At 68.5% G+C, this 9,411-nt stretch carries 6 protein-coding genes, 1 tRNA gene and 1 pseudogene; 4 read left to right on the top strand and 4 right to left on the bottom strand.

All coding sequences use genetic code 11. The annotated features are described in order from the left end of the window. Nucleotides 1-440, top strand: a 440-nt coding sequence (locus tag OKJ99_RS06135) for a class F sortase (RefSeq protein WP_326014728.1), incomplete at its 5' end; no start/stop codon positions are given. Nucleotides 441-652: 212 nt separating this feature from the next. On the opposite strand, the gene OKJ99_RS06130 is transcribed toward OKJ99_RS06135, so the two are convergent. After that, nucleotides 653-1,393, bottom strand: a complete 741-nt coding sequence (locus OKJ99_RS06130) for a GAF and ANTAR domain-containing protein (protein ID WP_326014727.1) — start codon at nucleotides 1,391-1,393, stop codon at nucleotides 653-655. 161 nt (nucleotides 1,394-1,554) lie between these two features. Here OKJ99_RS06130 and OKJ99_RS06125 point away from each other — a divergent pair, with 161 nt between their 5' ends. Then, nucleotides 1,555-2,556: a glycoside hydrolase family 6 protein gene (locus OKJ99_RS06125; protein ID WP_326014726.1), complete on the top strand. Its 1,002-nt coding sequence runs from the start codon at nucleotides 1,555-1,557 to the stop codon at nucleotides 2,554-2,556. A gap of 97 nt (nucleotides 2,557-2,653) precedes the next feature. Here OKJ99_RS06125 and glxA read toward each other — a convergent pair whose 3' ends face one another. From glxA to OKJ99_RS06110, 3 genes are all read right to left on the bottom strand, one after another. Then, complete coding sequence (gene glxA, locus OKJ99_RS06120) at nucleotides 2,654-4,591, bottom strand: radical copper oxidase GlxA (RefSeq protein WP_326014724.1); 1,938 nt, start codon at nucleotides 4,589-4,591, stop codon at nucleotides 2,654-2,656. A 316-nt stretch (nucleotides 4,592-4,907) separates the two neighbouring features. Further along, the gene (locus tag OKJ99_RS06115; protein ID WP_326014723.1) at nucleotides 4,908-6,857 is read right to left on the bottom strand and encodes a glycosyltransferase family 2 protein; all 1,950 of its coding nucleotides are present in this window, start codon (nucleotides 6,855-6,857) and stop codon (nucleotides 4,908-4,910) included. 711 nt (nucleotides 6,858-7,568) lie between these two features. After that, a tRNA-Lys gene (locus OKJ99_RS06110) sits at nucleotides 7,569-7,642 on the bottom strand. A gap of 234 nt (nucleotides 7,643-7,876) precedes the next feature. Here OKJ99_RS06110 and OKJ99_RS06105 point away from each other — a divergent pair. Together OKJ99_RS06105 and OKJ99_RS06100 are read left to right on the top strand one after the other, a co-directional pair. Then, nucleotides 7,877-9,166, top strand: a complete 1,290-nt coding sequence (locus OKJ99_RS06105; RefSeq protein WP_326014729.1) for a peptidoglycan-binding protein — start codon at nucleotides 7,877-7,879, stop codon at nucleotides 9,164-9,166. Nucleotides 9,167-9,186: 20 nt separating this feature from the next. Next, a pseudogene (locus OKJ99_RS06100) lies at nucleotides 9,187-9,411 on the top strand (SPFH domain-containing protein); the annotation flags it as partial.

Below are 9,411 nucleotides of genomic sequence, written 5' to 3'. Positions count from 1 at the left end.
AGGCGCCCGTCGTGGCCCGCGGCCTGGACCGGGGCGGCGCCATCGACCCGCCGCCGTACGCGCGGGCCGGCGTCGTCGGCTGGTACGGCGACGGGGTGCGGCCGGGGGAGCGCGGCACCGCCCTGTTCGTCGGGCACGTCGACACCGAGAGCAGGCCCGCCGTCTTCTACCACCTCAGCGAGGCCGAGCCGGGCGACACGGTGCGCGTGACGCGGGCCGACGGCTCCGTCGCCGAGTTCACCGTCGACGACGTCCGGGTGTTCTCCCGCGAGAACTTCGACCCGGCCGAGGCGTACGGGCCGCACCGCTCCGAGCGCGCGGAGCTCCGCCTGATCACCTGCGGCGGCAGCTTCGACGAGGCATCGGGCACGTACTCCGCGAACGTCATCGTGTCCGCGTACCTGTCGGGCGTGGACGGCCCGCCCCAGAAGGCCGGTTGAGCGCGCGGGCCACCTGGTCCGGCCGGCAGCCCGCTCCCCCCGGAGCCGCCGGCCGGACTGGTCCTCGACCGTACGGGCGGCGGGCTGCGGGAGGGCCCGGCCTCGGCACGGGAGGCATTGGTGGTCCGTGGGTTCGGACCGGCCGAGGACTGGGGCCACTCATCATGACTTTAGAGCGGTTGGGCGCATCAGCACAGAGTGTGGTCGAGGGTTCACGACGGGTCGGGCCGAACCCGCCCGTCGGGCAGGGTGCGGCGGATCACGGCGTGCGCGACCTGGTCGAGCGGCAGCCGGTTCGAGCGCGCGTACCGTCTCAGTGCCATGAACGCGGCGTCCGGGGCGGTCGCCCAGCGCTCGGCGAGCATGCCTTTCGCCTGCTCGATCCGTACCCGGCTGGCGAGCGCCGCGCCCAACTGCTCGGTCAGATCCTGGTACCGGGCGTGCACGCGGTGATTGTGCAGCCCGGTGGTGGCCGCGTCGGCGAGCACCTGGGCGATCGCGAACTCGCCCTTGCACGCCGACGGTTCCGCCTGGAAGACGGCGAGCGCCCCCACCAGATCGTCGGCCTCGCGCAGCGGAACCGCGTAGGCGTAGACGATCCCGCGCCGCCGGGCGATCGCCGTGAACGCGGGCCAGCGCGCCGCGGTCGTCGCGGCGCCCAACTTCACGGGAGCCACCGCCCGTCCGGTCTGCAGGGTGTCGTGCGCCGGACTCGCGGGACTGTCCGATGCCACCAACTCCCGTACGTCCTCTTGCTGTTCACTCCGATGACTGGCCGGGGTGGGGCAGTACGGGCGGGCGAGGAGCACGCCGGCGCCCAGGGCGCCCAGCAGATCGACGCAGTGATCGGTCAGGCGGCGCAGATAGCGCGGCGGGTCGAAGGCGTCACGGAAGATCTCCGAATACTCCAGCAGGGCAACTGCCAGGCGCAGTTCACTCGTCTCACCGGACAAGTCACGCCCCCTCTCACCCCGCGTATCGGAGTGTTCCTGGTCGCCGCCTACCCGAGCCGTGCCCGCTGTAACAGGTCCTTGACAAGCGGCGTACGCGCTCGTGGCACGACAGGGGCGTATGCCACGATTGAGAGCCAGACAGTGCACCCAAGGGGGAGTGGATGTACCGGAAACTCAAGGGCGGAGCGGTCGTCGTGGGGGCGGCGCTGCTCATGTCCGCCTGTTCATCCGGCGGCGGGGACAAGAACGAGGGGGCCGAGTCGACGGGGCCTGTGAAGCAGCAGCCCAAGAGCGCGGACCCGTTCTGGGTCAACCCCGACAGCAAGGCGGCGAAGGCCGCCACGACCCTCGCGAAGGACGGCAAGGACGACGAGGCCGCGAAGGTCCGCAAGATCGCCGAACAGCCCAGCGGGGAGTGGCTCCTGCCGGAGAACGCGACGGAGCAGGCGCGGGGCTACACCGAGGCCGCCCAGAAGGCGAACCGGGACGCGCTGCTGGTCGTCTACAACATCCCGCACCGCGACTGCGGCCAGTACTCGGGCGGCGGCGCGGCGGACGGGAACGCGTACCGGGAGTTCATCGACCAGGTCGCCGCGGGCATCGGGGACCGCCCCGCCACGGTGATCCTGGAGCCCGACGCGGTGCAGCACATGGTGGACAACTGCACGCCGGAGCAGTTCCACGAGGAGCGCTACGACCTCCTCAAGGGCGCCATCGCGAAGTTCAAGTCCCTGAAGGACACGAAGGTCTACCTCGACGCGGGCAACGCGGGCTGGGGCAAGCCGGACCAGATCTATGAGCCGCTGAAGTGGTCGGGCATCGACCAGGCCGACGGCTTCTCGGTCAACGTGTCGAACTTCTACACCACCGAGGAGTCGGTCAAGTACGGCAAGGAGCTCTCGGCGAAGGTCGGGAACAAGCCGTTCGTGGTCGACACGAGCCGCAACGGCAACGGGCCGTACACGGGAGGCGCAGCCGACGAGCGCTGGTGCAACCCGCCGGGCCGGGCCCTCGGCGAGGAACCGACCACCAAGACCGGTGACCCGCAGGTGAAGGCCTACCTGTGGATCAAGCGCCCCGGCGAGTCCGACGGCACCTGCAAGGGCGGCCCGAAGGCCGGCGAATGGTGGGGCGAATACGCCGCGAAGCTGGCGGACGGGTAGATCGATCAAGCCCCTGCGGCGATTGAGCAGCGGGGGCCGGGGCGGAGCCCCGAGGCGTGTGCAACGACGACCTCGGACCTCCGCCCCACGCCGGCGGCTAAGGCACCCGAACCCACTGCGCCTTGCTGGGCGTCCCCTGGTCGTCCGTGACGAACAGCATGTACCAGCCCGACTCCACCAGCGAACGACTCCCCGGCACGGTCACCGTCACCGAGTCGGCCGACTTCTTCAGGTCGAGCGCGATGGACGTCTGATCCACGTCCGTCACATGCGTCGAGGCGCTCGGCCGGATCAGCCGGGCCGTCTTGATGGACGACGCGTGCTCCGTCTTGTACGTCGCCGAGCCGCCGCGCCGGATCGTCTTCTGGCCGCCCTCGAGGGACGGCCGCGAGTCCCGGTACAGATACGGCGGCGTGTACATCTCGATGCGCTGCTCGAACGTGCCCGGCTTGGTGTTGGCCTTGTCGGCGTAGAGCGAGTCCGAGCCGAAGAACAGCACGCGCCCGTCGGGCAGGAGCAGCGAGCCCGAGTGGTAGTTGCGGCCGACGTTCGGGTCGGCGACCCGCTTGAACGTGTTCTTCTTCGTGTCGTACAGCCGGGCCTCGAGGATGTTGGTGTCGCCGCGCCCGCGGTAGTCCTCCGAGCCGCCGGAGACGAGGACCGAGTCGTCGGGCAGGATCGAGGCCTGCGGATAACGCGTCCCCTTCTCCAGCTTCGGCCCGTCCACGAACCTCGGGCTCCTGTCCTTCAGATCGACGAGCCGGGTCTTCTCGCTGGAGAGCTTGGACTCGCCGACGCCGCCGCCGCCGATCACCATGTACTTCTGGTCCTGCGCGGGCGGCAGTTCGACGGTGTTCGCCGTCTCCAGCCTGTTCGGGTCGGAAAGCCCGGGTATCTTCTGGAACTTATTGGTCGTCAGATCCCAAATACCGGGCTTGCGGCCGACGTTGTCGGGTCCGTAACCGGCATTCGCGCCCGAGTAGAAGATCTTCCCGTTCTCCATCTGGAAGAGCGCGGGATACGTCGGGAACTGGCGGACGTCCTTCAGATACGTCCACTTCTTCGTCTTCGGGTCGTAGACCTCGTTCTTGCCCGGCACCAGCTGCCCGATCTCGTCGAGCCCGGACACGGAGAGGACCTTGCCGTCGGAGAGCGTGGTCAGCGTCGGATACCAGCGCGCCTCGTTCATCGGGTCGACCTTGATGTACTTCTCGGCGACCGGATCGAACTCGTAACTGTCCCTGATCCCCTGGAAGTCCTTCTTGTCCAGGGCGAGTTTCTGCGCGATGCCGTACACATTGCGCGCGTCCTGGCCGGTCAGGCCCTGCACCCGGTAGTTGTCCTGGGTGCCGGTCTCGTACTTGGCGCCGCGGCGCTGCGCCTCCACGTACACCCGGCCGAGGCCCGGCTCATTGCGCAGGAATTTTCCGGTCGCCTTGTTGAAGACCTTCTTGGCGCGCTCGACCGTGATGTTGTCCTTGGCGACGAACGTCTGCCCGTTCTCCTTGCCGGTGAACTTCGTGCCGGCCTTGATGGTCTTGGGCGCGTCCGGGTCCTCGTTGTGCACGATCATCAGGCCGCCGGCCTTGGTGACATCGCCCTTCAGCTTCTCGTAGCGCTTGGTGCCGCCCGCGATCAGCAGATTCCCGTTCGCCAGCTGCGTATGTCCCGTGCAGAACAGGTCAGTTGGCGTGGGAATCTTCTTGATGGTCTTCTTCACCGGGTCGTAGAGCCGGGTGTCGAACTTCTTCGCGTCGAAGTTCTTCTGGTTGTTCCCCGACCCGGCGACGAGCAGGATCTTCCCGGTGTGCAACAGCGCCGCGTGAATCGTGTTCAGGCGCATGTTCTGGGGGAAATCGATGACGTCCCAGTGCCCGTTCTCGGCCTTGTACTCCGGTTTGTTGATCTTGTACTCGTGATACTTGGCCGACCCGAAGCGGTACAGCCAGGGTCCGTTCATCCCGGCCAGCGCCAGGACCACCACCGTGCCGATGACTATGCGCCGGGCACGGCGGCGGCTCGCACCGTCTTTCACCTGCATTCCTTCCGAGAGACCCCGGCCGTCGGTCCGGGGAAGGGCTGATTCGGTTGAAACCGCACGAAGCGCCGCAGCCGTGGATATGGTGGCGTGATCGATTCGTTAGCCCTTGGAAGGCACGAACCGGCTTTGCCGGGGAGACGGTTGTGGTTGGTGTCGACCGGATCGATGTCGTCAGGTCCGTCCTGGCGTGGGGCCCTGTCACCGGTCCCGCACCACCCTGGTGGTGGATGCGACCCGTGACCGTCCTGTCGTAGGGGACAGTCGGGAGCGCGACGAGGTGTGAGTCGCCGAGCTCCAGAGGCTCGACGCCTCATGGCTGAGATGGTGACTTGTTACGTCCCCCAAGGGAGATCTGCATCGTTTGATCGCTGCTCCCGCCCGCCGCCCAACTGGGCTTTTGCTGCTGGGTGTGGTGCGAGGGGGCGGGCTGCGGCCGCTCGGGCGCCTGCACAGGCTGCGCGGGCGGCTTCGGCTTTTTCTTCTCCTGGCGGAGCATGTAGCGCCACGCGAACATCGGGGCCGCCGTGATCAGCAGGGCGAAGCAGGCCCACGTGATCATCGCCGGGTGGGAGTGGCCGAAGTAGAAGCCCGCGCCGATCGAGCCGCCGAAGATGAGGATGAAGTACCAGTGGTAGCGGAAGGTCCCGAACCAGCGGTCGGGGCTCGCCGAGTCGCCCTTGGGGGTCACCACGAACTTGCTCTTGCGGCGCAGCACGGAGTCGAAGAGCGCCTTCGCGTACAGCGGCGCGGACAGCGCGGACATCACCATGCCGGCCACACCGCCGGAGCCCTCCGGCTCGTGCGGCGAGACGTTGTGCCGGCGGTTCCAGATGTACAGGCCGATCTGCAGCGCCGACGCGTTGCCGTACAGCATCAGCCAGATCGTCGGGTCGATGTTCACACCCGAGGCGCCCAGACCCAGGAACAGCGCACAACTCAGCGCCGCCAGGATCCAGTTCATGGCCGCCATCGGGTAGAAGATGATCATCATCGTGTAGTTGAAGAGCTTGCTCGGCGGGAGCGTGAAGAAGCCCTTCCAGTACTGCTTGAGGATCGTCTCGTAGGTACCGCGCGACCAGCGCATCTGCTGGGTGAAGAAGTCCGTCCAGGCACTGGGGCCCTCGCCGACCGCGAGCACGTCCGGCGTGTACACGGAGCGCCACTTCTTGCCGGTGAAGGGATTGCGGTGCCGGTGGATCTCGAAGCCGGTCGCCATGTCCTCCGTGATGGAGTCGTACAGGCCGCCGATCTGCTTGAGCGTCCTGATGCGTACGGCGTTGGACGTGCCGACGAACATGGGTGAGCCGTAGCGGTTGCCGGCGCGCTGGATCAGCGCGTGGAAGAGGAACTGCTGCGACTCGGCGGCCTTGGTGATGAAGTTGTCGTAGTTGCCGTAGACCTGAGGGCCGATCACGAACCCCACATCGGGGTCGCGGAAGAAGCCGAGCATCCGCTCCAGGTAGTTGGGCAGCGGGACGTGGTCGGTGTCGACGGAGGCGAAGAAGTCGTACGCGTCCCCGTGCGCGTCCAGCCAGGCGTTGTAGTTGCCGTGCTTGGTCTTGGCGCGGTGCGGGCCCTTCGGCTGGTTCCACTTCGCGACGCCCTTGCGGGAGAAGTGGTGCACGCCGAGCCGCTCGCAGACCTCCTTGACCGCGGGGTCGTCGCCCTCGTCGAGCAACCAGACGTGCAGCAGACCCCGGTGGCGCAGCTTCACGGCCGCCTCCAGGGTCTTCGTCACCATCTCCAGCGGTTCCTTGCCGGGCACGAACGAGGTGAGGAACGCGACGCGCGTGCCGGTCTCCGGGACGACCGGGATCGGGTCTCTGGCGACCAGCGTGGCGTGCGCGTTCGACAGCACGTTCATACAGCGGAAGAACTCGATGAGCCCGATCGACACCAGCATCACGATGTCGAGCGCGGGCAGGAAGTCGTAGGCGGGATAGTCCCGTTCGGTCCAGTGCGTGGGCTGCATCAGCCAGAACAGCAGGACGAGCGAGAGCAGCGGGGCCGCGCCCAGCATCAGCGCGGCCCGGATCCTGTGCGGTTCCTGTGAGAGCAGCGAGCGATAGCGCACCTTGTACGGCTTGTTCGGATCGGGCTGGGTCAGTGGCCCGGCGAGCCGGCTGTAGTGCTCGTAGTCGTAGCGTGGCAACGATTTCCTGATGCGCCGGAAACCGCCAGTGCGGTTCGGTGGCACTCGCAGCTGGGTCGTCTCGGACGGGTCGAATTCAGGCCGGGCGCCCGTCGGCGTCGACGTCATGAGTCATCCCCCCGCACGCGTCACCGCGTGGTCGTCGGTCCTGCGCCCGGGAACGGGCCCCCTGACCGTGCCCCCGGACGTATCACTGGCGGGCCACCGTCCCACCCTTACCTAAGACTGGTACGGCGGCCTTCCGGTTGCATGATGCCCCCCTCGGCATCGGTTCATGAGCGGGGCCCCCTCCCCGCGCGCTCGGCAACCGGCTCGGGCCCGGCGTGACACGGCGCCCATTTCAACTGCCTTGTACCGTAAGCATCTTGGGAGCCAATGGCTCCATGACAGAGTGCTGTGACCCGGTTCATGATCGCAAGGCCGATACGCAGCGAAACGTGCTGTTTACGCCTGGGTCTCCGCCCGGGGCCCGCCCGGCGTTGCGGCCTCGGGGCTCCGCCCCGGACCCCGCTGCTCAATCGCCGCAGGGGCTTGAATGGCTTACGACGAAGGCCCCCCGCACTTGCGGAGGGCCTTCGGCTTCAGGTGCGCCATCAGGGACTCGAACCCCGGACACGCGGATGCTGTATTCCCCGGGGGATAACCCCCGGACCCCCAGCCGTGCTTGTCGGGGGCGGGCGGAGCCCCGGGTCGGGAGTTCACGCGCGACGCGTGACGGGCCTCGGGGCTCTGCCCCGGACCCCGCTGCTCAATCGCCGCAGGGGCTTAGAAGACAACGACGAAGGCCCCCCGCTCTTGCGGAGGGCCTTCGGCTTCAGGTGCGCCATCAGGGACTCGAACCCCGGACACGCGGATTAAGAGTCCGCTGCTCTAACCAACTGAGCTAATGGCGCCTGTCGACGTCCATAACTTTACCCGAGCCTCCAGGGTGCTTCTGACCAGTCGACGCGCCGAGAGGATGGGTGAATTCTGGGGATTTCAATCATTCGGACCGTCAACATGCGATTTGTCAGGACAGTTGAGACGCTTCCAGCGTGCGGAATCGAGGCTCGTTATTCCAAAGTCCGGCACCGGAGTGTGAGGGGAATCGCATGGAGCGGATGGAGCGCGGGGACACGGCGGAGCCGATGGGCGCCCCGGTCTTCAAGGACGTCGACCCGGCAGAGGACTGCGACTGCGCCGGCTGCGCCGAGTGGCGGCGCGCGGTGCCGCACCCGGTGCGCACCAGGGTGGGCGCCCGGCACGCCCTCGTCCTCGCCGCCGCCGCGGGCACCGTCATCGGGGGCCTCCAGATCACCCCGGCGGCCGCGGCCGAACACCACGAGGCCCGACCACTGACCCCGGCCCCGGGCGACGAGGGCGGCACGACGCCGCAGGGCGGGACGGGACCGCTGCACGGAGCGCCGGCCCCGCTCGCCGGTTCCGTGTCACTGGTCCAGTCCACGACTCTGCGCAAGACCTCCAGGACCGCGATCCTCGACCGCGCCAGGCGGTGGGTCGAGGCCAAGGTCCCGTACAACATGAACAAGTACTGGAAGGACGGCTACCGCCAGGACTGCTCCGGCTTCGTCTCCATGGCGTGGGGCCTGCCGGGCAACGAGTGGACCGGGAGCCTCGCCCAGTACGGCACCCGGATCACCAAGTCGCAGCTCCGGCCCGGCGACATGCTGCTCTTCCACAACCCGGCCGACCCGGAGAAGGGCTCGCACGTCACGATCTTCGGCGGCTGGACGGACGGGTCCCGGACCCGGTACATCGCGTACGAGCAGACCAAGCCCGGCACGCGGGTGCAGGCCACCCCGTACGCGTACTGGAGCCACTCCAGCAATTACCTCGCGTACCGCTACAGGGCGGTCACGGACGGCAGTTCCGGTTCGAGCGCGTCGTCGTCGAGGTTCCCCGGCGCCAAGTACTTCGGCCCCGGCAAGAACAACGCGCACGTGACACGGCTCGGCAAGATGCTCGTCGAGCGGGGCGGCAAGCGGTTCTACCGGGTCGGGCCGGGACCGAAGTGGAGCGAGGCCGACCGTAAGGCGACGCGCGCGTTCCAGCGTGCGCAGGGCTGGCGCGGCAAGGCGGCGGACGGCATCCCGGGGCCCACGACCTGGGCGTATCTGTCGACGGGGCAGGGCCGGAGCATCCCGTCCGCCGGCAGCGGCGGCGCCGAGCGGACCACGTCGTCCGGCTTCCCCGGCAAGGCGAAGTTCCGGCCCGGCGCGGAGAACTCCGACGTCACGCGGCTCGGCAAGCAGCTCGTGAAGAAAGGATTCGGCAAGTTCTACCGCCAGGGCCCCGGGCCACGCTGGGGCGAGGCGGACCGGCGCAATGTCGAGGCCTTCCAGCGGGCCCAGGGCTGGCGGGGCAAGGCGGCCGACGGCTACCCGGGCCCCGAGACCTGGCGCCGGCTGTTCTCATGACGCGCAACGCGGAGGGTTCCATGACCGAAACCGACGGAGGGGCGCGCGCCGCGCGGCTCATCCGCAACGAGTCCACCACCGAGATCCCGGTCCACCTCCTCTTCCGCGACGACCCGGACCCGGTGGCCGTGCCGCTGCGGCCCGCGGTGGTCACCAAGGCCCAGGTCGAGCGCTCGACCGCGACGGGTCCCGGCCGGACGCCCAAGCCCGCCCCGGTCCGCACCCCGCGCAGGCCCGCGCCCTCC

The sequence above is a fragment of the Streptomyces endophyticus genome (assembly GCF_035798155.1).
Lineage (GTDB): Bacteria > Actinomycetota > Actinomycetes > Streptomycetales > Streptomycetaceae > Streptomyces > Streptomyces endophyticus.
Note: the sequence above shows the minus strand (reverse complement) of the source record. Positions and strands in the feature narration are given on the sequence as shown.

What these genes read in the sequence shown, in the direction of transcription:
- OKJ99_RS06125 (WP_326014726.1), top strand. Translation starts at nt 1,555, where the DNA reads ATGTACCGGAAACTCAAGGGCGGAGCGGTCGTCGTGGGGGCGGCGCTG.
- OKJ99_RS06115 (WP_326014723.1), bottom strand. Translation starts at nt 6,857, where the DNA reads ATGACGTCGACGCCGACGGGCGCCCGGCCTGAATTCGACCCGTCCGAG.
- OKJ99_RS06105 (WP_326014729.1), top strand. Translation starts at nt 7,877, where the DNA reads ATGGGCGCCCCGGTCTTCAAGGACGTCGACCCGGCAGAGGACTGCGAC.